Origin of the sequence: Bradyrhizobium sp. AZCC 1588, assembly GCF_036924735.1 — a bacterium.
In the GTDB taxonomy this organism is placed as follows: Bacteria; Pseudomonadota; Alphaproteobacteria; order Rhizobiales; family Xanthobacteraceae; genus Bradyrhizobium.
The window spans coordinates 1,586,450-1,611,231 of sequence record NZ_JAZHSC010000001.1; the positions used below are offsets into that span (position 1 = coordinate 1,586,450).

Consider the following 24,782-nt stretch of genomic DNA (forward strand, 5'->3'; position numbering starts at 1 on the left):
CAGGCGGATTTTTGGCTCGGCCCCGCACGCGCAACAATTCGTTGCGGCTGTTATGGCAAAGCCGTCATCGCTTGCCAACCCGACGGCCTGCACACCAGCTATCGCCTAGGGCGCGCCGTGTCGGGAAGGTCCGGCGGGCGTGAGGCTTCCTCTCCCAGAAGACCGGGCAGGATATCCCGCGCGTCCGGCCCAAGAGGCTGCATATCCGCCCTGCCGTGTGCCAATCCCGCGTAAGTGACGGTCGTGAGCAGACCGCCCCCCGCCGTGGATCGCAAGGGCGTCGACAACAGCGCGGCGGTGACTTCCGTGCGCCGATAAAGCACGCGGCCATCGGCTTCGACAATTTCCAGGCGCCGCGCGCCTACAGTGTCGAGCCAAGGATTCCAAGGTCCCTGAAAAATGTCGGCGCCCGCCTTAGCGTTGCGAACTGAAATGATCGCTTCCGCATCCTCGATACGCCCGGCATCGCGGACCAGACATTCGCCGGCGGAAATGCGTGCCTGGACACGGTCCTCAACTCTCCTGGGCCCTGTGCCGCGCAACGCAAGATGCTGTTCGGGCCACACGATCAGGCTGCGTGGCAAATCGGGCTTCGGGCATTGATCGCGGCGCTCGATGCGATAGCTGGCGCGTTCGATCTTGCCATCGGGATATCTTGCGGCGGCGATGACGCGAGCAACAGCGCCATTGTAGAGCAAACGCAGGCAGAGCGCTTCGCAATAGGGCCCCTCGCCTCGCCGGCCGCTATGGGAAGAGCTTGGCAGTTCGATCGCGACGATTGCGGGCAGCTTGATGACGCCCGGGGACTGCACGTCCGTAGCTTGGAGTTGCGCGATCTCCTGCTCATGCGGCGCGTTCACCATGCCCGGTATCTTGAACGCACCGACAAGCAATATGGCAACCGGAACAAGGTTCGCGATCCAGCGAACCTGCCGCGTGGCTGGGTCAAACCCAGCGACCATCCCGAGTTTCAGGACGAGCCAATTCAAGCCCCACCAGACGACGAGATAGACAAACAGCGAAGGCGCGGCACCAAGAATCAGGCCCGGCAGGCCGCCCAGCAGCCAGCCGAACGTCGCCACGACGGGATACGCCAGGACGACGAGCGCCGCCACGCCGGTGCCGACAAGAAAGCGCAGGAAACGGGAGTGCGCCAAATCGCAAACCTTCGGTGCAATTTCGAGCGAGCCTAAGATGCTTAGACAGCGTTCGTTAAGACCAAGCTAAACCGAAAGTTTCGATTGGGGCCAGCGGATGGGTAGAGCGCAAGCGAAACCCATCAAATCGCGGCCCGCAAGGGATGATGGGTATCGCTTCCGCCTACGCTCGTTGAGCTACCGTGGACAAGTCGCTCCACCCATCCGACTACCCTTTTCCTACTCCTTGACCGGCATCCAGATCTCCAGCCCGCCATTGCCGGTGGCGGGATCGAAGTTCTCGTCGTAGCGCTCGAAGCTCGGCGCATCTGCCGCCTTCATGCCAGATGCCGGGAGCCAGTGATTCCAGATCGTGTTGACGGTGCGGCGGATGGTCGAGATGTGCTCTGAGTGGGTGAACACCGCATACTTCTGCTCCGGAATCCGCACGCGGGCGAACTCGCGCGGCAGGTCGGAGAAGTCGGCGACTTCGACGCCGGCAATGTAATCGAAGCCGGAATCGTCGCCATTGCAGCAGACGCCATAGGCTACCTTGCCGACCCTATTCGGGATGGCGTCGACTGTCTGGTGAAACTTCTGCCACTGGTTCGGAATGCCGGCGCCGCCGTTCTCATGCGTGCAGCGTTCGCTGATGCCGGCGATCAGCAACGGCTTGGAAGTTTCGAAACGCGGCGGCTTGAGAGTATCGAGCAGGGTTGAATCCATCATGATGGGCTCCTGAAGCTTGAGATGATCGAGGCACGTTGTGGCGCGGACCGCTTCGGGCGTTAAGCCGAAATGGTCGCGGAACGCGCGGGTGAAAGCTTCGTGAGAGCTGTAATCCGAATCCAGCGCGAGGCTGAGAATGTCGGGCGCGCCGGCGGCGAGTGCCTGCGCCGCCTTGGTCAGCCTGCGGGCGCGCACATAACGCATGACCGAAACGCCGGTCGCGGCGGCAAACGCCCGCACCAGATGGAAACGCGAGACGCCGGCAACGCTCGCGATCTCATCGAGCGTCAGCGGGTCGGCGAGATGGCTTTCGATGTACCAGAGCGCTTTCTGGGCTGGATTCATGGCTCACAGCTTTCATGCGAAGCGTTCGTATTATCGGCGATTGCGCCCCGCTTGATTTGACAGTCCTTGCTCTTCGATCGTGCCACTGACAAGGTAGGGAACGCTTTCGGAGGGTACCATGCTGATCACCAATGTCCGGGCGCATCATATCCGTATTCCCTATGACGCCGGTGTCGCGAGCTTCAAGCAAGGCGCGTCCGCCATCTCGGCGCTGGAAATCGTCATGGTGGAAGTTTCGACCGACGCCGGGATTACCGGCTGGGGCGATGCCTTCGCCTATGTCTGCCCGCGAACCAGCACCACCGCCATCGAGGAAATGATTGCGCCGCAGGCGCAGGGCCTCGAGGTTCCCGATGCGGCCGGTATTCCCGCCTTCATGGAACAGATCCAGCGCAACCTGCATCTGTTCGGCCGCTATGGCATTACGATGTTCGCGATATCGGCGCTCGATATCGCCTTGTGGGACCTTGCGGCCAAAGCGAAGGGCGTGCCGTTGCACCGCCTGATCGACGAAGCCAGGCGCACTCGGATTCCTGCCTATGCGAGCCTGCTGCGAATCGGAAAGCCGGAGCTGATCGCAAGCGAATGCGAGACCGCGCTGCGGCAGGGCTACAAGGCGATCAAATTGCATGAGACCACCACGCCTGCAGTATTTGCCGCACGGCAGGCGATCGGCGCCGGCATTCCGCTGATGGTCGACCTGAATTGTCCGCTGAATGGCGGGGAGGCGATCGCCTTCGCGCATTCCTGCCGCGACGCCGCGCCGATGTTCCTTGAAGAGCCGGTCTGGCCGCCGGAAGATTTTGCAACGCTAGCCGAAGTGCGAAGCAAGGGCGGGCTCAACGTTGCGGCTGGAGAGAACGCCTGCACGGCTCATCAGTTCAGGCAGATGATGAAGGCGGGCGCGGTAAGCCATGCGCAACCTTCCGTCATCAAGGTCGGTGGCATCACCGAATATCTGAAGGTGGCTGCCTTGGCCGACGAATTCGGCGTCAGGCTTGCGCCGCATTCGCCGTATTTCGGGCCGGGCTTCCTGGCGACGCTGCACTTGATGTCGCTGCGCGACGACGCGAGCTTTGTCGAGGTGTTCTCCATGAAGCGCGCCGCCTGCTTGTGGCGCGGCCGCATCGATGTCGATGCCAATGGCGATGTGGAGGTGCCGCAGGGGCCGGGTCTCGGTTATGAACCGGACAAGGCCGTCATGGAGCAATACCGCGTGGCGTAATCCGCGGAACAGCCTTACTTGGTGCCGTCTTTCGGCGTCACCGCATCCTTCGCAGCAGGCGCCGAATCCTTCGCGGCAGGCGCGACGGCCTTCTTCGCATCCTCCGCCGCCTTGTTCTGCGCCGCCTGCAACTCGCCGACCAGCTTCTGCAAGCCAATGACCGCGTTCTTCAGCGCCTCGATCTGCCGGTTACTGGCATCAATCCTCTGCTGATGATCGGTGGTGAGTTTTGTAATCGTCTTCTGCAGGAAGTCGACATTGCTCTGCAGGCAAGAGGTGCGCCGCTCCATGGCTTTTTCGACGGTGCAGATCTCGATGCCGGGAACGTCCTGCGCGTGGACGCTCGCCGGCAACAAAGCCATCAGCAGCGCGATGGCGACGATCGTGATCTTGGGCGTCGGAGCAATCATCCAAATCCTCGTTCCAAAAGCATCTCACGCAGGGGAACGTCTATCACGGCAATTTGCGTGAAGGAGGGCCCTGTCCCCAGAGATACCATACTGATACCTCATTCAGGCGTTGTGCTTCATCCCGTTAACAGTGGATGGATTTCGCCGCACCTCAAACCGGTGTGTTTGTCGGCTGCGGCAGTGGAGATTGATTGTATGGCAACGCGTGAAAAACGACTGGCGCAGTTCGACGGCAACGGGGACCCGCCGCCGAACCTGCCGGTAGAAGTTCTTTGTGAAGATCACAGCGGAACCTATCAACTGCCGTTCGCCTGCCGATGGATCGACGGTCAATGGCGTAATGACAGGACCGGCGGCATGGTCGAGGCAACCGTGGTCGGTTGGCGACTGCCGCGGCCGAGATCTGAAAACGCCGCGGATAGGCCCTGACCCGTCGCAGATTGCGTCAAAATGCGACGGACGCGCGCGGGACTTTAAGGTTCGGAACAGCGATGGAACGAACCGGGCCCGAATCACTGATTTAGCGCCGTACGCTCCTGTTCACGGCTAGATGTCGGGCGCCGTCCGAGCCGGCGCACCACATAAAGGACCACAGCAATCGGCCGCAGCCAGCGGCCGACGACAAAGGTTAATTCCTCGGCGGATGACATGTGGTCACCTCCACGGCGTGGGCGGTGGCACCTTGTCGACGGCAGGCGGCACGTCGATGGTCTTGAAGTCGGCGGGGCCGACGATCTCGAGGTACTCCATGTCCTCCGAGTAATCGTACAGGTAATGCGTGATGCCCGGCCGCTGGTGCACGACATCGCCGGCCTGCACCAGGGTCGACTTGTCCTCATACATGAAGCGCGCCCAGCCCTTGGTCATGATCACGATCTGGAATTCGCATTCGTGCTTGTGCCAGCCGGTGCCCTCTTCCGGCGGCAAGTCGGGGTTGGCCTTGACCAGGTGGCAAATCACCTGCCCGCCGGTGGCATCGGCGATGCCGAGATCGCGATAAAGGAAGAAGTCGCGCAGACCTCCGCCCTTGAACTCGGTATCGCCGGGTTTGACGTGAGAGAATTTGCTGACGACGGCCTGCTTGTTCATCGAAGCCTCCACGGTTCGCGTTGGCGGGACCGCGACAGGCGAAGAGCGTCCAAATTTTCGGCAGCGTCGCATCGTCGCGTTCACGGCTGCATGCTGCTATGCGAAATCCACGCCAGTCGGGTTGCAATGCAGCGATTTGGCCGGCATCGGTGCAGTGAACCGCTTGGCCGGAGGCAGAAATCCGGTTTCAGTAGCTTGCAAAAAATGGCGAATGACCGGGCCCTGCGCCGCCATCAAAACGGGCAAAGCTCACCCGGCTTGCCTAATATTCGACTTCGAGTTCCTCGATATCGGCCGGCTCGGCCTTGGCAGCCTCGATCCATTCCTGCATCTCTGGCATCGCCATGATGGTCGCGGCGTAGGCCGCGAGGGTGGGCTCGAGCTTGACGTCATAGGTCATGAAACGGGTCACAACGGGCGCGTACATGGCGTCCGCCATGGTGCGCTCGCCGAACAGGAACGGCCCGCCTGCTTCCGCAAGGCATTCGCGCCAGATGGTGCAGACCCGGTCGATATCGGCCTGCGCGCGCGACCAGATCTTGAAGCCCGGGAAATGGCCCTTCAGGTTGACCGGCAGCGAGGCACGCAGCGTGGTGAAGCCCGAATGGATTTCACCGCAGATCGAGCGGCAATGCGCGCGCCGGATCCGGTCGGACGGCAGCAGGCCGGCGTCCGGCATCGCCTCGTTGAGATATTCCGCGATCGCCAGCGTATCCCAGATGGTGGCGCCGTCGTGGCGCAGGCACGGCACCAGGATCGACGACGACAGCAGCAGGATTTCAGCCCGCGCTGAGGCATCGTCGGGAGCGGTGATGACCTCCTCGAACTCAAGCCCTGAGAACTTCGCCAGCAGCCAGCCGCGCAGCGACCAGGACGAGTAATTCTTGCTGGAGATGGTCAGTGTGGTCTTCGCCATATGGCCTTCCCTCGAACCCAAAACGCCTCTTGCACAGCCAAGGGCGGCCGACCGCGCCACCGCCAATGCCTGTGCGCTGGGCATTTGCGCAGCAAACCACGTGCCAGTTTTAGAGGCGGCCGGGCCCGCTGTGGCGTCGATATTGCATGGCCTCACGGGACAGGGGCTGATGTGAATGATGTCAATGATGTACCAGGCCTATCAGAACCACATGGACCTGACGTCGCCATGGCGGACCGGGGCAGCAGCGGCGCTCAGATATCTCAACCTGGTGCCGCAGGGCGTCTCCGACAAATTGTTCGGCCGGCTGGCCGCTTCGCTCGAACTGATCTCGCGCTCCTCCCTCACCTATCACCGGCCAGCCTATGGCATCGACAGGGTACTGGTCGGCAATCGGGAGCTGGAGGTAACCGAGGAAGTCACCTTCGCCACCCCGTTCGGTTCGCTCCTGCATTTCAAGAAGGAGAACGCGCCGGAGCAGCCGCGGCTGTTGCTGGTGGCGCCGATGTCCGGCCATTTCGCGACGCTATTGCGCGGTACCGTGAAGACGTTGCTGCAGGACCACGACGTCTACATCACCGACTGGCACAATCCGCGCGACATTCCGCTTCATGCCGGCCGGTTTGGGCTGGAGGATTACACCGATCACCTGATCACCTTCCTGGACAAGATAGGTCCGCGTGCGCACATAGTGGCGATCTGCCAACCGTCGGTCTCGGCGCTGGCTGCGGCCGCCGTGATGTCGGAGGATAATCACCCCGCCCGCCCGGCGACGCTGACCCTGATGGCCGGGCCGATCGACACCCGGATCCAGCCGACCAAGGTCAATGAATTCGCCAGGAGCAAGCCGATCAACTGGTTTGAGAAAAACCTGATCAATTACGTGCCGGTGCAGTGCAAAGGCGCGTTCCGAAAAGTCTATCCCGGCTTTGTGCAGCTCACCGCCTTCGTGTCGATGAATCTGGAACGCCACATCAAGCAGCACATCGACCTCGCCAATCATCTCGCCAAGGGTGAGAAGGAAAAGGCCGCGATCATCAAGACCTTCTACGACGAATATTTTGCGGTGATGGACTTGCCGGCGGAGTTTTACATCGAGACCGTGCGCGACGTGTTTCAGGAGCATCTGTTGCCGCAGGGCAAACTGAAACATCGCGGCCGGCCGGTGAGCCCGGCCGCGATCCGGCGCATGGGCCTGATGACGGTCGAGGGCGAAAAGGACGATATCTGTTCGATCGGCCAGACGCTGGCGGCGCAAGACCTCTGCACCGGCGTGCGCGCCTATCGCAAGGTGCACCACATGCAGGCCGGCGTCGGCCATTACGGCGTGTTCTCCGGCAAGCGCTGGAACAACGAGATCTATCCGCTGCTGCGGGATTTCGTGCATGTGAATTCGTGAGCGGGGCTTGCGCGGCTCTCTCCCCGTCATTGCGAGCGAAGCGAAGCAATCCATCGCGCCGCATTCGCGGATGCATGGATTGCTTCGTCGCTGAGCTCCTCGCAATGACGGCTGGTGGCTCTGGCCGCCTTTCGCTTCGTACGCTAACATTCTTCCAAGGCCGGCCGTTCAAGAGTCGCCTCGGGAGAAACCATCATGCGTCTTTCGATCAATCTCCGCGCTACGGCGCTCGGCATCCTCAGCGCACTCCTGCTGACCGTCACAGCCACAGCCGCAGAGGTGCGGGTGATGATCTCGGGCGGATTGTCCGCCGCCTACAAGGCGCTGGTTCCGGAATTCGAGCGCAGCACCGGCCACAAGGTGCTGACCGCTTACGGGCCGTCGATGGGAACGACCACGAATGCTATACCGGTACGGCTGGAGCGCGGCGAACCGGCGGACGTTCTCATCATGGTCGGTTATGCGCTCGACGATCTCGCCAAGAAGGGCAAAGTGACTGCCGGCACCAGCGTCGATCTCGTCAAGTCGCCGATTGGGGTTGCCGTCAAGTCGGGCACGCCGAAGCCCGATATCAACACGGCCGACGCGCTCAAGCGCGCGCTGCTGGCGGTGAAAACGGTTGCCTATTCCGACAGCGCCAGCGGCGTCTATGTCTCGACCGAGATGTTCGGAAAGCTCGGCATTACGGAAGCCATGAAGGACAAAGCGAGGAAGATTCCGGCAACGCCGGTCGGCGAGATCGTCGCGCGCGGCGACGCCGAGATCGGCTTCCAGCAGATCAGCGAATTGAAGCCGGTGGAAGGCATCGAGATCGTCGGCCCGCTGCCTGACGAATTGCAGAAGATCACGGTGTTTTCCGCAGGGATCGCCACCGTCTCGAAGGAGCCGGAGGCCGGCAGGGCGCTGATCAAGTTCCTCGCCTCACCCGCCGCGCGTCCCGAGATCGTCAAGAGCGGGCTCGATCCGATTGCGGCGGGCTCGACGAACTAGCACTCTGCGTTCCCCGGATGCTGCGCAGCGCGCCGCCCTTGCGGCGTGATGCGCTGCTGATCCGGGGTCCACGTCGGTCTGGGTCCCGGCTCTGCGGAGCAGCGCACTGGACGATGCTCCGCATCGCCAGGAGCGCTGCGCCGCGTCCGGGACATGATGCCTTCACCGATGCATGTGCTGCATCGCGAGCAGCACAATCACGGCGAGCGCCAGCACGACGGTCGTGCTTTTCCAGAACAGCAGCGGATTGCGCTCGATCAGCGGCGTCCGTGACGTCGAGAGATAGTTCGCATTGGGGTGGCGCAAATCGAACAGAAATTCCGAAAAACTGTCGTAACGCTTGTAGGGATTGGGGTGCACGGCCTTCTCGAGCGTGCCGTCGATCCATTGCGGCAACTCGCGGTCGCCATGCGACGCCGGGCGGTAGGCCAGCTTGTTGAATTGCGATCTGGTCCGCGCCTTTGCGATCTGCGCGCCGTAAGGCAGTTTTCCGGTCAGCATCTGGTAAGTGATGACGCCGAGCGAAAACAGGTCCGAGCGCATCGTCGCCGGCTCGCCGAGGAAATATTCGGGCGCGGTGTATTGCTGGGTGCCGAGAATGTCATTGCGGATGCCGGATGGCTCGGCCTCCACGACGCCCGTGATTTTCGTCGAACCGAAATCGATGATCTTCACGGTGCCCGTAGCATCGATCATGATGTTGTCGGGCCTGACGTCCTGGTGCAGCATCTCCTTGCGATGGAAGGCGCGCAAGCCCTTGGCGATCTGCTCGACGATGCCGCGCACGGCTTCCAGGCTCGGTTTCGGATTGTCGATCATCCATTGTGTCAGCGTCTGACCGTCGATGTATTCGGTCGCGACATACAGGAAATTGCGCTTGCGCTGCAGCAGGCAGGGTTTCAGCACGTGCGGGCTGTCGATCCGCCGCGCCACCCACTCCTCCATCATGAACCGCTTCAGGTAAGCGGGATCGTCGCGCAAATCGATCGACGGGATCTTGATGGTGACCACCGCGTCGGTTTCTATATCGACGGCAAGATAGATGTGGCTGCGGCTGGAGCCGTGCAGCTCGCGGACGATCCGGTAGCCGTCGAACACGGTGCGCGCCTCCAGAAGCGGCGGCAGCGGCAGTTCATGCGGCTGCGCGAACACTTCGCTGGCGGCGCCGTCGGGCACCTCATCGACGCGGACGATCTGGACGGTGAGGTTGTCCTTGCTGCCGGCTTCAAAAGCCTGGTCGACAATCCCCTTCGCGGCCGCATCGAGATCGGCGCCGCCTTCGTTCACCGCCTTTGCAATGCGACGGGCGCTAAGATGCTCGTAGATGCCGTCGGTCACGAGCACAAAGACATCGCCCGGCTCGACCCGCAACATCTGGTAGTCGATCTCGATTTGCGGATTTACGCCGAGCGCCCGGCCGAGATAGCTCTGCTGCGAGGAGATGACGATACGGTGATCGTTGGTCAGTTGCTCCAGCGTGTTGCCGGAGAGGCGATAGATGCGGGAATCGCCGACGTGAAAGAGATGCGCCGTGGTCGACTTGATGACCATGGCGGAGAGCGTACAGACGTAACCGCGGTCCTTGTCATAGGCATACTGGCTGCGCGTCTGCGAATGCAGCCAGGAATTGGTCGCCTCCAGCACGCGCTGCGCCGAGGTGCGCACCGACCAGGATTCCGAGGTGCAGTAATAGTCGGTCAAGAACCCCTTGACCGCGGATTCCGCGGCGACCCGGCTGACCTTGCTCGTGCTGATGCCGTCGGCCAGAACGATGGAAATGCCCTTGAGGCTGAGCAGCGGCTCGTCCGGGATCAGGACGCCATGGAAATCCTGGTTGGTTTCCTTGGCTCCCTTATCGGAAAATTGTCCGACCGATATTTTCAGCTCGCGCGGCATTCCCGGCTTTCACGACAATGGGCCTCTCCCCTGGCGAGGAGAGGCCCATCCTCATCTTAAAGATCAAGCGGCAATGCGGGAAGACGGCCGCGAAGATGCCGCAGCCGACGCGCTGCGCGACGGACCAGTCTTCACGTGAGTGGCGTACAGCGTCAGCCCGGTGAAAGCGAGACCGCCGACGAGGTTGCCGATCACGGTCGGAATCTCGTTCCAAAAGATGTAGTCCCACCAGGTGAACTTGCCGCCGAGCAGCAGGCCGGACGGGAACAGGAACATGTTCACGATGGAATGCTCGAAGGTCATGAAGAAGAACAGCATAATCGGCATCCACATCGCGATCACCTTGCCGCTGACGTGGGTGGAAATCATCGCGCCCACGACGCCGGCCGAGACCATCCAGTTGCAGAGCATGCCGCGAACGAACAGCGTCAGCATGCCGGCCGCGCCATGGTTGGCATAGCCGACGGTGCGGCTCTCGCCGATCGTGCCGATCACCTGACCGACCTTGTCCGGCGGCTGCGACCAGCCGAAGGTGAACACGATCGCCATCATCACGGCGACCGTAAAGGCGCCGGCGAAATTGCCGATGAAGACGAGGCCCCAGTTGCGCAACACGCCGCCAAGCGTCACGCCAGGGCGCTTGTCGATCAGCGCCAACGGCGCCAGCACGAACACGCCGGTGAGAAGGTCGAAACCGAGCAGATACAGCATGCAGAAGCCGACCGGAAACAGCGCGGCGCCGACGATCGGCACGCCGGTCTGCACGTTGATGGTGATCGCAAACGCCGCGGCAAGCGCAAGGATCGCTCCGGCCATGTAGGCGCGGATGACCGTATCGCGCGTCGACATGAAGATTTTGGATTCTCCGGCGTCGACCATCTTGGTCACGAATTCCGAAGGCGCGAGATAGGCCATTCCAGTTCCCCTTTCGAGACAACGTTGAAGCGCGCCGGATGCTGCGCAGCCGTGCACCGATTAAAATGAAAAATCTTACCGCCCTCGTGCACGACAGATCCCACGCCGCCTTTGAACGGCACAGAAACGACGCAGGTCATGCCCGATCAGGAACTGAGGATGCGCGAGCTATCGTGAGGTGGTCCCGAAGACTGCTCGAAGCGCCTCACGCGAGGCCGCTTGATCCCAACGCCTTCGGCCAACGCTGGCCTTGGCAATCCGAACGGACGGCAGTCGTCATTGACTGAGACAGGATTAAGCAATCGATGTGCCAACCCGAAATCGAGCCGCAGGCTCAAAAAGGCGCGTATTTCTACGTGGTTATGGCCCTATCGCGCGGTGCCCGGAGAGGAACGGCTGCCTTGTATTTGTGCAGTTGCACAGATGTTGGCGCCTGCTGCAGCGCCTCGTCGTGCCGAAGCGCGCGCGGCACGGCGCCATCCATTCTCCTCGCAATGAAATCTGAATCCGCAAAACTCGTCGTCGTCCCGGACAAGCGAGCACAGCGAGCGCCGATCCGGGACCCATAACCACAGGACAAAGTTTTGCGAACGCTGGCTCCCCAGCGCTTCTGACAACTCAATCCTGTGGTTATGGGTCCCTGCGTTCGCAGGGACGACAGCGGAGTAAGCTTCTACTTCGTCTGCGTCCTTACCGGCCGGTCCTTCAGGCCGTTATTGTCATAGGCCTTGCGCAGGGTGCCGTTGGAGATCGCTTCGTTCAGGAACTTGACCGCAAACGCCAGCGACAGCGGATGATTGGGCGGCACTGCCACCGCCGTCACGGTCTGCTTGAAGGTTTCATCCAGCACGCGTGTGCCCGGAATCCTCTTTGCTATCGCGTTGAGCTGATCGCGCGACAGCGCGAACGCGTCGATCTGGCCATTCTTGAGCAGGCCGAAGATTTCGTCGTAGGTCTGGTAGCCCGTGACTTTGGCGTTCTTCAAATGCGCGATCGCGCCGCGCATCGTGGTTGTATTGTTGACCGCCGCGACCTTGATCCCGGGCTGATCGAGTGTTGCGAAATTCGTGACCGTCGAGCCAGGCTTGACGATGTAGGTCGCATCCGACACCTCATAGATCGGTCCGAACGACATCCTGCCCTCGCGTTCCGGATCCTTCGGCAGGAAGGTGATGTCCCAGGTGCCCTTCGACGCCGCATCGACGATCTGCCCGGAATTGTTGTGCGCGACATATTCGACGGGGACGCCGAGTTGCTCCGCCATCGCCTTGCCGAGATCGACCGGCACGCCGGCATAACCGGTTTCGGTCTTGGTCGACCAGAACGCGCCGCCGGCCGGACTGATCGCGATCGCCACCCGCAGCTTGCCGGTCGGCGCAATCTCATCCTTCAAGGCATCGGCAGCGGCAGGCATCGTCATCATCACCGTCAATCCCAGCATGAGACCGGCCGTTGCCGGCGAGAGTTGATTGAACATCGGGAGCTCCTTCCCCAGCCGATCGCTGGCGTCGCGCTCACCCCTTTCACGGATGATCAGCGCTTCTTTTTTGCCGCAGCGGCGCCTTTTGGAGCCGCAGCCGGCGTTGCCGGCTCGGCCGTTTCGAACTTGCCGATCGCCATGATCTGGACGCGCGCATTGGCTGATGATGCCGGACGATTGACGTCCTGCAACTGTTCCTCGCCTAAACCAAGCGCCTGAAGTCGTTTGGGCGATACCTTGAAGGTGTTCACCAGAACGTCGCGGATCGATTCGGCGCGCCGCTGGCTCAGGATCAGATTGTGGTCGCGCCGTCCGGCGGATTCGACGTGATCGACGATCAGATAGCGATAGGGCCGCGTCTTCGGATCTGTGAGCGCGTCCGCGATGCTGCCGATGGTCTGATAGGAGGCCGGTCGGATCAGGGAGGAATCCTGGTCGAACACGACGTCGACACGGATTTGCGGCAGCTTCGTCAGTTGCGGCGCGATCGGCGGGCGCTTCTGCGGCTGGGCGTCCGCTCTCGCCTTGATGCGGTCGGCAGCCTGCTGGCGCAACGCAGCCAGGTCGATATCCGACTCGGCTTCGACGGCAAGCTTCTCAATGATGTCCCCGCTCGACATGGCGGTTTGCGCCCGCCCCGCCGTTATCGGCAGGGCAAAGGCGGCCATGGCGCCCAGCGCGAGACCGATGCCGCACAGCTTTTCTCCCCCAAGCATCAGTGATACCCCGCGGCGCTGATCGCCTTGTTGCAGTTCGGGGTCGCCTTCTTGGTGGATTCCAACAGACATTGCAGCCCCTTGACAGGATCGTGCCGAACCTCACCGCAGAAGCGGTTCAATTCCCAATTGCACAGTCTCACAAGGGAGGTGCGCGCGATAATGCGCTGCTGGATGGCGCCGAGGGCCTGGGGATAATCGGTCTTGCACTTCGCCGACACCACGTCCTGGTTGCGGCCCAAACACTCCTTCAGGCGCGTCGCGTCGAGATTGACGCCGCGGCAATTGTCATCGATGTCCTTGCCGCAGCTCGCGGCCAGCATGGCCGCGGCCTCCTCGAATTTCATGGTCTGCGCCGTCGCCAGCGAAGGCATAAATATCGCAATGATGAACAGGAAAAACCGGATTCGGGTCATGCGCTCACCTCACACAAGGAGGGTGGCGATGGTCAAGTGTTCTGTTTGAGTTCACGGCCGCACAGCGGAGCTATTGCGCCGCAACAAATCGTCGCGGGTCGCAAGCACCAGTATCTCCGTTCGTCATGCCGGCCTCGTGCCCGCCTTCCATGACGGAAAGTGGTGCATGATCAAATGATTAGTGATTTCACGGCGCGGTTTGCGCGGCCGGTACCTTGATCTCCCGCGGCAGGATGATCGCCGCCACGATCACCAAGAGGCACAGCGCGCCGAACGCCTGCAGCATGGTGACGAAGCCGCCCTTTTCGTAGAGCCACGCCACCAGGCCGACGGAGGCGCCGGCCGCGGTGAAGCCGACGAAGTAGCGCACCGAATAGGCGCGCGAGCGCCATTCCTCGGTGGTGTATTTGCCGACCATGGCGTCGTTGACGGTGACCTGGCCGAACGCACCCATCACGATGCCGATGGAGGCGATGATCAGCGGCAGGTTCGACAGCGTCGCCGCAAAATACATGAACGGCGCCAGCAAGAACGACAGCGGCAGCATCACGGCCTTCAGCGAATAATGGTCAATCAGCTTGCCGATGGTATATTGCGTCATCGCGCCGAACACATAGACGCCGGCCGCGATCACCCCGAGCAGGGCCGGACTGTTGGTCAGGCCGGCCAGCCGCTCGGCGAACAGTTTCGGCATCGCTACCGTGATGGCGTTGAACGTCGTGGATATCGCGATCACCACGATCAAAAGCGCCAAAAACACCCGCCACATGTCTTCTTTCGCCACCCGCGCCTGCGCTGCGGCCTGCCTGGTGCCGGTTCGGTCCTCGTGCACCACCATCAGCGCAAAGGCCACGCCGATCAGGATCGTGACGATTCCCGGCGCGATGAAGGCCCAGCGCCAGCCGAGATATTGCCCGATCACGCCGGTGACCAGCGCCGAGGACGCCACGCCGAGATTGCCCCAGACGCCGTTCAGGCCCATTTCGCGCCCGAGTTTGTCGGCATAGGACACGATCATCGCGGTGCCGACCGGATGATAGATCGAGGCGAACAGGCCGATCGCCAGCAGCGCCGCGCCGAGTTGCAGCGGCGTTTGCACGAAGCCGACGGCGATCATCGAGGCGCCGATCCCTGAGAAGAAGATCACCATCATGTGGCGCCGGCTCCAGCGGTCGCCGAGCCAGCCGGTGACGAGCGAGCCCGCGCCGAAGGCAACGAAGCCCGGGGTGGCGTAAGGCAACAGCTCCGAATAGGCCATGCCGAGCGCCGGGCCCATGATGATGACGGCGGCGGCAAAAATCAGCATCGAATAGTGGTCGATGAAGTGAGCGGCGTTGACGAAAGTGATCACCCGGCTTGAGCTGTTCCTTGGGCTGTTCATGGTCGATTCCCGAATCCCGCAATTTTCCGAAATAGGTTATACGGGGTTGTCCTGACGGGATGTCGCCAATGAATATCGCCGAAAAGCCAATTGCCGCCATTGTCGGGCGCCGCATCTCGACCGGCGACGGCATCCACATGATCGCGAACAGCTACCGGAAGGGCGTCCGGCTCGACACCCACATGCACCGCGAGGCGCAACTGGTCTACGCGGCGAAGGGCACCATGCAGGTGACGACGCCAAAGGGTCGCTGGCTGGTGCCGCCGGACCGTGCGGTGTGGGTGCCCGCGCTATCGGAGCATGCGATCGACGTGCTCGCCGATATCGAGATGCGGACGCTCTATTTCGAGCTCGACTGGCTGCAGCGCGAAGTGCGCAGCCACAGCCTGGATGCGGAATTCGTGGTGCGGGTGTCGCCGCTCCTGCATCAGACCATCCTGGCTTTGTTCGACGATCGCGGCGATCGCGAGCGAACCGAGCTTCTGCTGCGACTGGTCATGATGGAGCTCGACCAGGCCGAAGATTCGGCGACCTTCATCCCGCTGCCGCGCGAGCCGCGCTGCCGGCGCGCCGCGGATATCGTGCTGACGGACCCGACCGGCGACCATGAGATCGAAACGCTGGCGCGCGAGGTCGGCACCTCGGTGCGGACGCTGTCGCGGCTGTTCTCGTCGGAGACGCAGTTAAGCTTCAAGAGCTGGTGCCAGCGCGCCCGGATTGCAGCGGCAATCGAGAAGCTGTCGACGGATGCAGGCGTGTCCGTCAAGCAGCTTGCCTCGGATTTGGGCTATGCCAGCGTGCCGGCGTTTTCCCATGCTTTCCGGCAGGTTACCGGCAAAACGCCGACGGAATTCGCCGGGAAGGAATGAGGCGGTGACATTGTATTGTCGTCATTATCAGCGAAGCGGGGTAATCCAGTATTCCAGAAGCGGCGATGATCAATCGATAGGCCGCGGCGTACTGGATACGCCGCAGGAGCCTGTCATCGGGCTCGCCGAAGGCGAGACCCGGTGGCGGGGTATGACGACCTGGACTTCTTGATTGTGATCGGCACCGACCTAAATCCGATGTAAGATTCCGCAAAACCCCCGCTGGATTCGACCCGCCACATGGCCAATGCCTTTTTCTCTGATCTTCTCGCGACGATATCAGAACGCGGCCGCACACTGCTGCGGCGGGCCGGACCGTCCGACGACGGCCAGGACGCTTCGGAGCTGATCGAGTTATGTGAAGCGCTGCTGTCGGGCCGCGGCGAAGCCTCCGGCACCGCGATGGCGCGCGAGGTGCTCGATCGCTACCACGATCTCGACGCCGCCGGCCGCGTCACCTTCTTCGAAACGCTGGCCCGCAACTTCGGCCCAGACCGCGAGAAGCTGTCGCAGGCGATCGAGAGCTGGCGCAGCCAGCCGAACGACAGCGATGCCAGCGATCTTCATTTTGCTTCCGAGCCGCGTCGGCAGGAGCTGATCCGCCGGCTCAACCGTGCACCCGGCGGCACCAGCGAACTGGTGGCGATGCGCGCCGACCTGCTTTCCCTGATGAAGGGCAACAAGGATCTGGCCGCGCTCGACCGCGACGTGGTGCATTTGCTGTCTTCTTGGTTCAACAGGGGATTTCTCGTGCTGCGGAGGATAGACTGGTCGACGCCGGCCAATATTCTTGAACAGATCATTCGCTATGAGGCCGTGCACGAAATCCGCGACTGGAACGATTTGCGCCGCCGCATCGATCCCGTCGACCGGCGTTGCTACGCCTTCTTCCATCCGCAACTCAACGACGAACCGCTGATCTTCGTCGAGGTCGCGCTGACCGAGACGATTCCGACCGCGATCGCACCGTTGCTCGCCGCCGAACGGCAGCCGGTGCCGGTCGAACGCGCGCGCACCGCCGTGTTCTATTCGATCTCGAATACGCAGAAAGGGCTTGGTGGCATTTCCTTCGGCAGCTTCCTGATCAAGCAGGTGGTCGAGGAGTTGCGGCGCGAACTGCCGAAGCTCGACACCTTCATCACGCTGTCGCCGGTGCCGGGCTTCATGCAATGGCTGAAACAGGCCGACGATGTTCCGCTGGGCGATGAGGAGCGGATACTGCTCGAAAGCCTCGACAAGCCGGACTGGTTCGAGAATGACGAACTGACCGCGCAATTGCGCACCGTGCTGGAGCCGCTGGCGGCGCACTATTTCCTGAAAGCCCGCACACCGAAGGGCCGGCTGGTCGATTCGGTGGCCCGCTTCCACATCGGCAACGGCGCACGGCTGGAGAAGATCGACTGGCTCGGCGATCTCTCGCCCAAGGGCCTGCGGGAATCTGCCGGGGTCATGGTCAATTACCTCTACCGGCTCGAGGACATCGAGAAGAACCACGAGGCCTACGCCAACCAGGGCGAGATCGCTGCATCAAGTGCGGTGAAGAAACTGCTGAAGACCGAAGGGCGGCGGCTTCTGGATATGCGCCTGTCGTAGCCGGATCTCAATTCGCCGCGGCCCAACTCGAAATCGTGTCGCAATGGCTTCCGATGGCGGCGCATTTTCCCAACCGATAGGTCCTGCGGAGCGGATCGATGCCATTGACGTGTTGCGGGGCGTTGCCCTGCTCGGCGTCATGGCCATCAACGTCGTCACTGAATTTCGTATTTCGATCTTCGACCAGTTTCTTGCCCCGAGAGCCTACGGGGTCGCCGATCGATCACGCTGTCGAAGCGATCCTGACGCTGGCCGTCGAGATGAAGGCGCTTGCGCTGTTTTCGCTGCTGTTCGGCGCAGGCCTTGCCATCCAGTTCGAGCGGCTCGCCAATAGCGGGCGCCGCACCTCGCTCCTCCTGCGCCGGCTCACCGTATTGCTGGCGTTCGGGCTCATTCATCTTTGCCTGATCTGGAACGGCGATATCCTTACCGAATATGCGCTCGCTGGTCTGATCGTCCTGCCATTCCTGTTCGGTCCGCGCTGGCTAATGGTTGTCGCCGCGCTGGCGTTTCTTGCGCTGTATCTCGCGATGCAGGCCTTTCCGCCGGCTGGATTATTTCCCAGCACGGCCACCATCACGCAGCATGTCGCGGATGCTACTCGCGTCTATGCAACGGGCGGCTTCCTCGACGTGCTGGCGTTCCGGCTCCGCGAGCTCCCCCTTTTCGTTCCCCTGCACGCCTTCATCTTCCCGCGCACGATCGGGTTGTTTCTTCTCGGAGCGTTTGCCTGGCGCACCGGCATTCTGCAGAGCCGACCCCAGCACCTGCTGTCGATTGCTGCTCCCTGTATTGGCCTTGGCGCGCTGCTGATCCTTTCCGGTGCCGACGCTCTCGGCACCATGCTGCTGGCGCTGGGTTACGGGGCCGCCATTGTCGGTATCGCCAATCTCGAGGGCGGAAAAAAGCAGCTCGGCTGGGCCGCGCCGCTCGGACGCATGGCATTCACCAACTACCTCATGCAGTCCGTGATCTTCGGCTGGATCTTCTACGGCTACGGCCTTGGCCTGTTCGGCCGCCTTAGCGTCGTCAGCGCGCTGGCCATCGGCGCCGCCGTCTACATCGGACAGGTAGTTTTCAGTGCCTGGTGGCTGCGCCGTTACCGGTACGGACCAATCGAGTGGTTGTGGCGCACGCTGATGTATGGTGTGCCGCAACCCATGTCGCTTTCGAAAGTAGAGGCCATGCGATGACCATCATCTGGACCGACGACCGGACGGGCGTGGATTGGCAAGAACTCGAAGCGCTCTATCGGGCCGCCCCGCTCGGCAACAAGAATGCGGCCGATCTCGAGGTGGTGTTCGGCAACAGCATGTTCTGCTGCTTTGCCCGCGATGGCGGCCGCCTCGTCGGCGCCGGCCGCGTTCTGGCTGACGGACGCGACTGCGCGTATCTTTGCGACGTCGCGGTTTTGCCGAGCCATCAGGGTACAGGTCTCGGAAAACAGCTTATCGAACGGCTGCTCGCCAAATCACAAGGACACGCGAAGATAATCCTTTATGCGGTCGTCGGCCGCGAGCCCTTGTATGCGAAGTTCGGCTTTCTGCGGATGAAGACGGCGATGGCGATCTTCAGGAACAGGCAATCAGCCATCGAGAAGGGGTTGTTGTCCGAGGACTGATCTGGGAATCCGCTTCAGGACTTGTACTCATAGAGCAACCGGGCTCGGATGGTGCCTTCCAGCGCCCGGATGTCCGCGAGCACGCGCTGGCCGTCGGCGGCCGAGGCATCGACGTCCAGCACCACGTAGCCGACGTCGTGTGCGGTCTCGTAATATTGTGCGGCGATGTTGACGGCATGACGCGCCAGCACTTCATTCAAACGCCCGAGCATGCCCGGCAGGTTGCGCTGCACCTGAATGAAACGCGTGCCTGACGGCCGCGACGGCAATTGAACCTGCGGGAAGTTGACGGCGCCCATGGTCGAGCCGGAATCGCTGTAATCGACCAGCTTGCGCGCGACTTCGGCGCCGATACGCTCCTGCGCCTCCTCGGTCGACCCGCCGATATGCGGCGTCAGGATGACGTTCTCCAGGCCCTGCAGCGGCGAGACGAAGCGCTCGGAGTTCGAGCGCGGCTCGACCGGAAAGACGTCGACCGCGGCGCCGCGGAGCCGGTTTTCCCGCAGCGCCTCGGCGAGCGCCTCGAGGTCCACGACCGTGCCGCGGCTGTTGTTGATGAAATACGCGCCATGCTTGATCGCGCGAATCTCCTCGCGCCCGATCATGCCGTTCGTGGCGGGAGTTTCCGGCACGTGCAGGCTCACGACATCGCTTTGCGCCAGAAGCTCATGCAGGCTCGCGGTCGGCTCGGTGTTGCCGTGACGAAGCCTGTCGGTGTGATCATAAAAGATCACCCGCATGCCCAGCGCTTCCGCGAGGTTGGAGAGCTGCGAGCCGATATTGCCGTAACCGACGATGCCGAGCGTCTTGCCCCTCACCTCATAGCTGTCGTTGGCCGACTTGTCCCAACGTCCCTCATGGGCGGCGTTGGAGCGCGCGACGATCCGGCGCAGCAGGACGACGATCTCGCCGATTACAAGTTCTGCCACGCTCCGCGTGTTGGAGAACGGCGCGTTGAACACCGGAATCCCGCTCCGGCGCGCGGCCTCAATGTCCACCTGGTTGGTGCCGACGCTGAAACATCCGACCGCGATCAGGCGGTCCGCGGCGTCGAGAACCTCCTTGGTGATTTGCGTGCGCGAGCGGATGCCGAGCAGATGCACTCCCTTGATGGCCTCTTTCAGCGCATCGCCCTCGAGCGCCTTGGACAGGCGTGTCATGTTGGAATAGCCGGCAGCCTCGATTATCTGCACGGCGCTGTCGTTGACACTTTCAAGGAGCAAGACGCGGATCTTGTCCTTCGCAAGCGAGAGTTGGGGAAGCGTGGTGGCCAAGATCGCGGCGTCCTTCAACGGATGAATGGTAAACTGGCGGCCCGGAAAACGGCGATCGGCGGATGGCGGACGCCCGTTCGGGCCACTGATTTCACCCCTTCCTATGGCATCCGGCCCTACGCCGCCAGCGCCTTCATCTCCGCATAGAGATCGGATTTCCCCTCGAAGCCGATGCCGGGGATATCAGGCATGGTGATGTGACCGTTCTCGACACGGACGCCATCCGGGAAGCCGCCATAGGGCTGGAACAGGTCAGGATAGCTCTCGTTACCGCCAAGGCCGAGGCCCGCCGCGATGTTGAGCGACATCTGGTGGCCGCCATGCGGGATGCAGCGGCTCGGCGACCAGCCGTGCGTCTTCAGCACCGCCAGCGTGCGCTGGTATTCGCACAGCCATAGGACAGCGCGCAATCGAACTGCAGCCAGTCGCGGTCGGGCCGCATGCCGCCATAGCGGATCAGGTTTTTCGTGTCCTGATGGCTGAACAGGTTTTCGCCGGTTGCCATCGGCGCGGGATAGAATTCGGCGAGTGCCGCCTGCAGCGCGAAATCGAGGGGATCGCCCGCTTCCTCGTACCAGAACAGCGGATACTCCCGCAGCATTTTGGCATAGGCGATCGCGGTCTCCAGGTCGAAGCGACCGTTGGCGTCGACGGCGAGCTGCGCGTCCCGGCCGATCTCCTTCAGCACGGCTTCGATGCGTTCGCGGTCTTCCGAGATCGGCGCACCGCCGATCTTCATCTTCACAACATTGTAGCCGCGGTCGAGATAGCCGCGCATTTCGCCGCGCAGCGCCGACAGATCCTTGCCCGGATAGTAGTAACCGCCCGCGGCATAGACGAACACGCGCGGATTGGCCTGCCGGCCATGGCGCTCGGCGAGCAGCCGGAACAGCGGCTTTCCTGCAATCTTCGCCACCGCGTCCCATACCGCCATGTCGATGGTGCCAACGGCGACCGAGCGCTCGCCATGGCCGCCGGGCTTCTCGTTCGACATCATCGCCGCCCAGACCTTGTCGGGGTCGAGATTGTCACCGGAGGCATCGAGCAGCGCTTTCGGATCGGCCTCCTTCAGCCGCGGCGCGAAGCGTTCGCGGATCAGGCCGCCCTGCCCGTAGCGGCCATTGGAGTTGAAGCCGTAGCCAACCACGCGCTTGCCGTCGCGCACCGCGTCGGTGACGACGGCAACAAGGCTCGTCGTCATTTTGGTGAAATCGATATAGGCGTTGCGGATCGGCGAGGAGATCGGTTTTGTGATTTCGCAGACGTCGACGATGCGGACGGACATGGAAGTGGCTTTCGGGCTGCTAAGCACGTCATTCCGGGATGGTGCGCAAGCACCAGACCTCAGATGTGCAATTGCACATCGGGGAATCTCGAGATTCCGGGTTCGATGCTCCGCATCGCCCCGGAATGACGATCAGGTGGACTTCTTGTCGCGGAAATACGGCTCGACCGGGCCGTGCACCTTGATGGTCAGCGGGTTGCCGTGGCGGTCCTTGGCATTGCCCGCGGTGACGCGCACCCAGCCCTCGCTGATGCAATATTCCTCGACATTGGTCTTCTCGACGCCCTTGAAGCGAATGCCGACATCGCGCGCGAGGATCTCGGCGTTGTAGTACGGGCTGCTCGGATCGACCGAAAGGCGGTCGGGGAATTGGTCGCTCATTGCTTTGTTGGTCTCGTTCACAGCAGTGCCTCGATTTCTCTTCTGATTCCCTCGGGCGTCGCGGTTGGGGCGTAGCGCCCGACCACCTTGCCCGAGCGGTCGACCAGGAATTTGGTGAAATTCCATTTGATCGACGAACCTAACAGCCCCGATTTCGCGTTCTTCAGATGGTTGAACAACGGATGCGCATGGCTGCCGTTGACGTCGATCTTGGCGAACATCGGAAACGTTACGTCATATTTGCCTGCGCAGAATTGCTCTATCTGCCTGGCGTCGCCCGGCTCCTGCCCGCCGAACTGGTTGCAGGGAAACCCGAGCACCGCAAAACCGCGCGGCGCCAGTCCACGGTGCAATTGCTCCAGGCCCTTGTATTGCGGCGTGAACCCGCATGCGCTGGCGGTGTTAACGATCAGGAGCACCTGACCCTCGAACCGCTTCAGCGGAATGTCTTCGCCGGCAAGCGACTGCGCCGTAAAATCATAAACGCCTGGCATGGCCCTCTCGATTGTCACCGGAGCATGATCTTATCCGAAAACCGGTACCCACTTTTCGTGATCATGCTCTAGCCGGCAGGATCGATCGCTGCCGAGGGCGTTCCGCCGGCTTCCACCGCCTCGCCCGCGGCGAGACAGAGATCTTCGCGATAGCGCCCGGAAACCAGTTGCACGCCGACGGGAACCCGTCCGACCAGCCCGGTCGAAACCGTTAGCCCAGGCAGGCCCATGAAGGGAATGGCGATCTGCGGCAATTGCGCATGCCAGACGCGCGCAAACGACGCCTCGTCCTTGCGGTCGAGTTGATCGGGGAACGGCAATTCGCCGGATACCGGCATCAGCAGCACGGCATATTGTTCGAAGAACGCCAGCCATTCGCGGGTCAACGTCGCGCGCCGCGTCAGCGCTTTCGACAGGTCGAAGGGATGCACTTTCGCGCGGTTGCCGTGCAGGCACGCCAGCGCGCCGGGATCGCCTTCGCGCTCGGCGGCTTCCAACTGCGCCTCATAGCCGTCGCCGAGCCAGAGTTTCGTCTGCAGATCGGCGGCCTCGCGCAGCGGCGGCGTGTCGGCGATTTCCTCGACAATCCAGCCCGCGCGCTCGAGCCGCTTGCCGGCGTCCGTCACCGCGGCTTTCACTTCAGGCACGGGATCAAGGCCGCCAGGGTTGAGGCACATCGCGACGCGCTTCGGCATCGCCGGCCCTTCGAGCGGCGCCGGCACCCACCAGGGATCGCGATAATCCTGCGCCGACATCGCCGCCAGCGCGATCCTGATATCGCCGATGGTGCGGGCCAGCGGGCCTGACACGGCGCTGATCTGCGGCCCGATCGGCCGTTCGGGGAGCGCCGCGTTGAACGCCGCAATGCGTCCCATGGTCGGGCGCAGCCCGTGCACACCGCAGGCATAAGCCGGATAGCGGATCGATCCCGCAATGTCGGTGCCGTGCGCGATATGACCGATGCGCGGCTGCGACCGCTGCACCCGCGCCACCGGACGAGCCGCCCGGGGTGATGCCGGGATCACGGGGATTCTTGGTGTCACCATGGATGAGGTTGGTGGTGAACCAGCGATAGGAGAACGCCGGGCAATTGGTGCGCCCGAGAATGACCGTGCCGGATTTACGCAAATTGTCGATCACCGGGCTGTTGCTCTTGGCGATCGCGTCGCGCTGCAGCTTCAGCCCGTTGGTGGTGGCAAAACCTTGCTGGTCGATATTGACCTTTACCGTAACAGGCACGCCGCCCAGCAGACCGGCATCCTCGCCGCGCGCGATCGCGGCATCGATGGCGGCAGCCTGAGAAAGAACGTCCTCGGGCCTGTGGTCGACGACAGCGTTGATTTTGGGATTGACCGCGTCGAGCCGCGCCAGAGCCGCGGTCGCCGCCTCTTTCGCCGAGACTTTTTTCGACCTGATCAGCGAGGCCATTTCCGCAGCCGACAGGCGCCATAAATCTTGCATGCAAAACTCCATCCAATTGCCGCCCTTGTAGCGCCGCGCGCAGGGCAATGCCAGCGGGGCCGCCGCCCGGATTTAGCGCATACGGGCGATGTAATGGGCGAGATCGGCGATCTGCTCAGGCGAGATCGGTGCCATCACGTCGGCCATGCTGGCGTCGTAGCCGTGGCGGCTATTGTCTTTGTACTCGCCAAGCGTCTTGGCAAGATAATCCTCGCGCTGGTTGGCGATGCGCGGGACGTTTTCCTTGCCGGAGAGGTCGCCGTTATGGCAGCTATCGCAGCGGTGCTGCCGCACCAGCGCCTGGCCGCGCCGCATCCGCGCTGGATCGCCATTTTCCCCTGGCGGCTCAGGCTTCGGCATCTTGGCGATGAAGTCCGAAAAAAGGCGAAGGTCGTCGTCGGTCAGCGCCTTCGCCATCTCGTTCATCGGCTCGAAGACGCGCAGCTTCTCGCGGAACATGAAAAGCTGGATCAGCGAATAAGGCGCCTGCTGCGCGCCGAGCGACGGCGTGTTCTCGGTTTCCGATTGGCCTTTCTCGCCGTGGCAGGCGAGGCACGGCGCGATGCGTTGTTCGATGGGCTCGGCAGACGCGGATGTTGTGATCACGACAAATGCCAGCGCCGTTATTGTTTTATTCATCGGCCATTCCCGGCATTGTCGTCATCAATTCAGGGCGATGCAAAGCATCGAACTAAGGTGCGCAATTGCGCACCTGAGAACCTCGAGATTCCGGGTCTGGTGCTGACGCACCATCCCGGAAT

Annotated in this window: 24 protein-coding genes and 2 pseudogenes; 8 read left to right on the forward strand and 18 right to left on the reverse strand. The window is 62.3% G+C overall.

Annotated elements, in window-relative coordinates; translation table 11 throughout:
- Positions 1-98: 98 nt before the first annotated feature.
- Entirely contained in the window at positions 99-1,157 is a 1,059-nt protein-coding gene (locus tag V1277_RS07425) for a hypothetical protein (RefSeq protein WP_334415626.1), read from the reverse strand.
- 219 nt (positions 1,158-1,376) lie between these two features.
- Positions 1,377-2,210, reverse strand: coding sequence for an AraC family transcriptional regulator (locus V1277_RS07430; RefSeq protein ID WP_334415627.1), 834 nt, complete (start codon positions 2,208-2,210; stop codon positions 1,377-1,379).
- A gap of 118 nt (positions 2,211-2,328) precedes the next feature.
- On the opposite strand from V1277_RS07430, the gene V1277_RS07435 reads away from it, so the two are divergent.
- Positions 2,329-3,435, forward strand: coding sequence for a mandelate racemase/muconate lactonizing enzyme family protein (locus tag V1277_RS07435; protein WP_334415628.1), 1,107 nt, complete (start codon positions 2,329-2,331; stop codon positions 3,433-3,435).
- Between the two features lie 14 nt (positions 3,436-3,449).
- Here V1277_RS07435 and V1277_RS07440 read toward each other — a convergent pair whose 3' ends face one another.
- A complete protein-coding gene (locus tag V1277_RS07440; protein WP_442894455.1) occupies positions 3,450-3,845 on the reverse strand; it encodes a hypothetical protein in 396 nt (131 codons plus the stop codon).
- A gap of 195 nt (positions 3,846-4,040) precedes the next feature.
- Between V1277_RS07440 and V1277_RS07445 the strand changes: the two genes are divergently transcribed.
- Entirely contained in the window at positions 4,041-4,274 is a 234-nt protein-coding gene (locus V1277_RS07445) for a hypothetical protein (protein ID WP_171577477.1), read from the forward strand.
- An 83-nt stretch (positions 4,275-4,357) separates the two neighbouring features.
- Here the strand turns inward: V1277_RS07445 and V1277_RS07450 are convergent, their stop codons facing one another.
- The 3 genes from V1277_RS07450 to V1277_RS07460 all read right to left on the reverse strand — a co-directional run bounded on the left by V1277_RS07450 (position 4,358) and on the right by V1277_RS07460 (position 5,850).
- Positions 4,358-4,495, reverse strand: coding sequence for a hypothetical protein (locus V1277_RS07450; RefSeq protein WP_334415629.1), 138 nt, complete (start codon positions 4,493-4,495; stop codon positions 4,358-4,360).
- 4 nt (positions 4,496-4,499) lie between these two features.
- A complete protein-coding gene (locus V1277_RS07455) occupies positions 4,500-4,934 on the reverse strand; it encodes a cupin domain-containing protein (RefSeq protein ID WP_334415630.1) in 435 nt (144 codons plus the stop codon).
- Positions 4,935-5,196: 262 nt separating this feature from the next.
- The gene (locus tag V1277_RS07460; RefSeq protein ID WP_334415631.1) at positions 5,197-5,850 is read right to left on the reverse strand and encodes a glutathione S-transferase family protein; all 654 of its coding nucleotides are present in this window, start codon (positions 5,848-5,850) and stop codon (positions 5,197-5,199) included.
- A 175-nt stretch (positions 5,851-6,025) separates the two neighbouring features.
- Between V1277_RS07460 and V1277_RS07465 the strand changes: the two genes are divergently transcribed.
- Positions 6,026-7,249, forward strand: a complete 1,224-nt coding sequence (locus V1277_RS07465; protein ID WP_334415632.1) for a polyhydroxyalkanoate depolymerase — start codon at positions 6,026-6,028, stop codon at positions 7,247-7,249.
- Between the two features lie 195 nt (positions 7,250-7,444).
- Complete coding sequence (locus V1277_RS07470; protein WP_334415633.1) at positions 7,445-8,239, forward strand: substrate-binding domain-containing protein; 795 nt, start codon at positions 7,445-7,447, stop codon at positions 8,237-8,239.
- A gap of 162 nt (positions 8,240-8,401) precedes the next feature.
- Here the strand turns inward: V1277_RS07470 and V1277_RS07475 are convergent, their stop codons facing one another.
- From V1277_RS07475 to V1277_RS07500, 6 genes are all read right to left on the reverse strand, one after another.
- Positions 8,402-10,135: a bifunctional protein-serine/threonine kinase/phosphatase gene (locus V1277_RS07475; RefSeq protein ID WP_334415634.1), complete on the reverse strand. Its 1,734-nt coding sequence runs from the start codon at positions 10,133-10,135 to the stop codon at positions 8,402-8,404.
- Positions 10,136-10,198: 63 nt separating this feature from the next.
- Positions 10,199-11,050: a formate/nitrite transporter family protein gene (locus tag V1277_RS07480; RefSeq protein ID WP_334415635.1), complete on the reverse strand. Its 852-nt coding sequence runs from the start codon at positions 11,048-11,050 to the stop codon at positions 10,199-10,201.
- A 673-nt stretch (positions 11,051-11,723) separates the two neighbouring features.
- The gene (locus V1277_RS07485; RefSeq protein ID WP_442894566.1) at positions 11,724-12,470 is read right to left on the reverse strand and encodes a transporter substrate-binding domain-containing protein; all 747 of its coding nucleotides are present in this window, start codon (positions 12,468-12,470) and stop codon (positions 11,724-11,726) included.
- Positions 12,471-12,583: 113 nt separating this feature from the next.
- Positions 12,584-13,246 carry an OmpA family protein gene (locus V1277_RS07490; RefSeq protein WP_334415636.1) on the reverse strand — a complete coding sequence of 221 codons (663 nt, stop codon included), beginning with the start codon at positions 13,244-13,246 and terminating at the stop codon, positions 12,584-12,586.
- Positions 13,246-13,662, reverse strand: a complete 417-nt coding sequence (locus V1277_RS07495; RefSeq protein WP_334415637.1) for a hypothetical protein — start codon at positions 13,660-13,662, stop codon at positions 13,246-13,248. The genes V1277_RS07490 and V1277_RS07495 overlap by 1 nt, the downstream gene beginning before the upstream one ends.
- A 187-nt stretch (positions 13,663-13,849) precedes the next feature.
- On the reverse strand, positions 13,850-15,043 hold the full coding sequence (locus tag V1277_RS07500; protein WP_334415638.1) for an MFS transporter: 1,194 nt from the start codon (positions 15,041-15,043) through the stop codon (positions 13,850-13,852).
- A 68-nt stretch (positions 15,044-15,111) separates the two neighbouring features.
- Between V1277_RS07500 and V1277_RS07505 the strand changes: the two genes are divergently transcribed.
- The 4 genes from V1277_RS07505 to V1277_RS07520 all read left to right on the forward strand — a co-directional run bounded on the left by V1277_RS07505 (position 15,112) and on the right by V1277_RS07520 (position 19,126).
- Positions 15,112-15,912: an AraC family transcriptional regulator gene (locus V1277_RS07505; protein WP_334415639.1), complete on the forward strand. Its 801-nt coding sequence runs from the start codon at positions 15,112-15,114 to the stop codon at positions 15,910-15,912.
- A 240-nt stretch (positions 15,913-16,152) separates the two neighbouring features.
- Entirely contained in the window at positions 16,153-17,505 is a 1,353-nt protein-coding gene (locus tag V1277_RS07510) for a malonyl-CoA decarboxylase (RefSeq protein ID WP_334415640.1), read from the forward strand.
- A 191-nt stretch (positions 17,506-17,696) separates the two neighbouring features.
- Positions 17,697-18,698 (forward strand): DUF418 domain-containing protein, encoded by a 1,002-nt coding sequence (locus tag V1277_RS07515; protein WP_334415641.1) that lies wholly within the window; start codon positions 17,697-17,699, stop codon positions 18,696-18,698.
- Entirely contained in the window at positions 18,695-19,126 is a 432-nt protein-coding gene (locus tag V1277_RS07520) for a GNAT family N-acetyltransferase (RefSeq protein WP_334415642.1), read from the forward strand. The genes V1277_RS07515 and V1277_RS07520 overlap by 4 nt, the downstream gene beginning before the upstream one ends.
- 14 nt (positions 19,127-19,140) lie before the next feature.
- Here V1277_RS07520 and serA read toward each other — a convergent pair whose 3' ends face one another.
- The 6 genes and pseudogenes from serA to V1277_RS07550 form a co-directional block, all read right to left on the reverse strand.
- Positions 19,141-20,400 (reverse strand): phosphoglycerate dehydrogenase, encoded by a 1,260-nt coding sequence (gene serA, locus V1277_RS07525; protein ID WP_334415643.1) that lies wholly within the window; start codon positions 20,398-20,400, stop codon positions 19,141-19,143.
- Positions 20,401-20,516: 116 nt separating this feature from the next.
- Positions 20,517-21,685: pseudogene (locus V1277_RS07530) on the reverse strand (mandelate racemase/muconate lactonizing enzyme family protein).
- A 132-nt stretch (positions 21,686-21,817) separates the two neighbouring features.
- The gene (locus V1277_RS07535; RefSeq protein WP_334415644.1) at positions 21,818-22,066 is read right to left on the reverse strand and encodes a DUF3297 family protein; all 249 of its coding nucleotides are present in this window, start codon (positions 22,064-22,066) and stop codon (positions 21,818-21,820) included.
- Between the two features lie 17 nt (positions 22,067-22,083).
- A complete protein-coding gene (locus V1277_RS07540) occupies positions 22,084-22,560 on the reverse strand; it encodes a glutathione peroxidase (RefSeq protein WP_334415645.1) in 477 nt (158 codons plus the stop codon).
- Between the two features lie 68 nt (positions 22,561-22,628).
- Positions 22,629-24,021 (reverse strand): annotated as a pseudogene (locus V1277_RS07545) (amidase family protein).
- Between the two features lie 72 nt (positions 24,022-24,093).
- Complete coding sequence (locus V1277_RS07550) at positions 24,094-24,660, reverse strand: c-type cytochrome (RefSeq protein WP_334415646.1); 567 nt, start codon at positions 24,658-24,660, stop codon at positions 24,094-24,096.
- Positions 24,661-24,782: the final 122 nt, after the last annotated feature.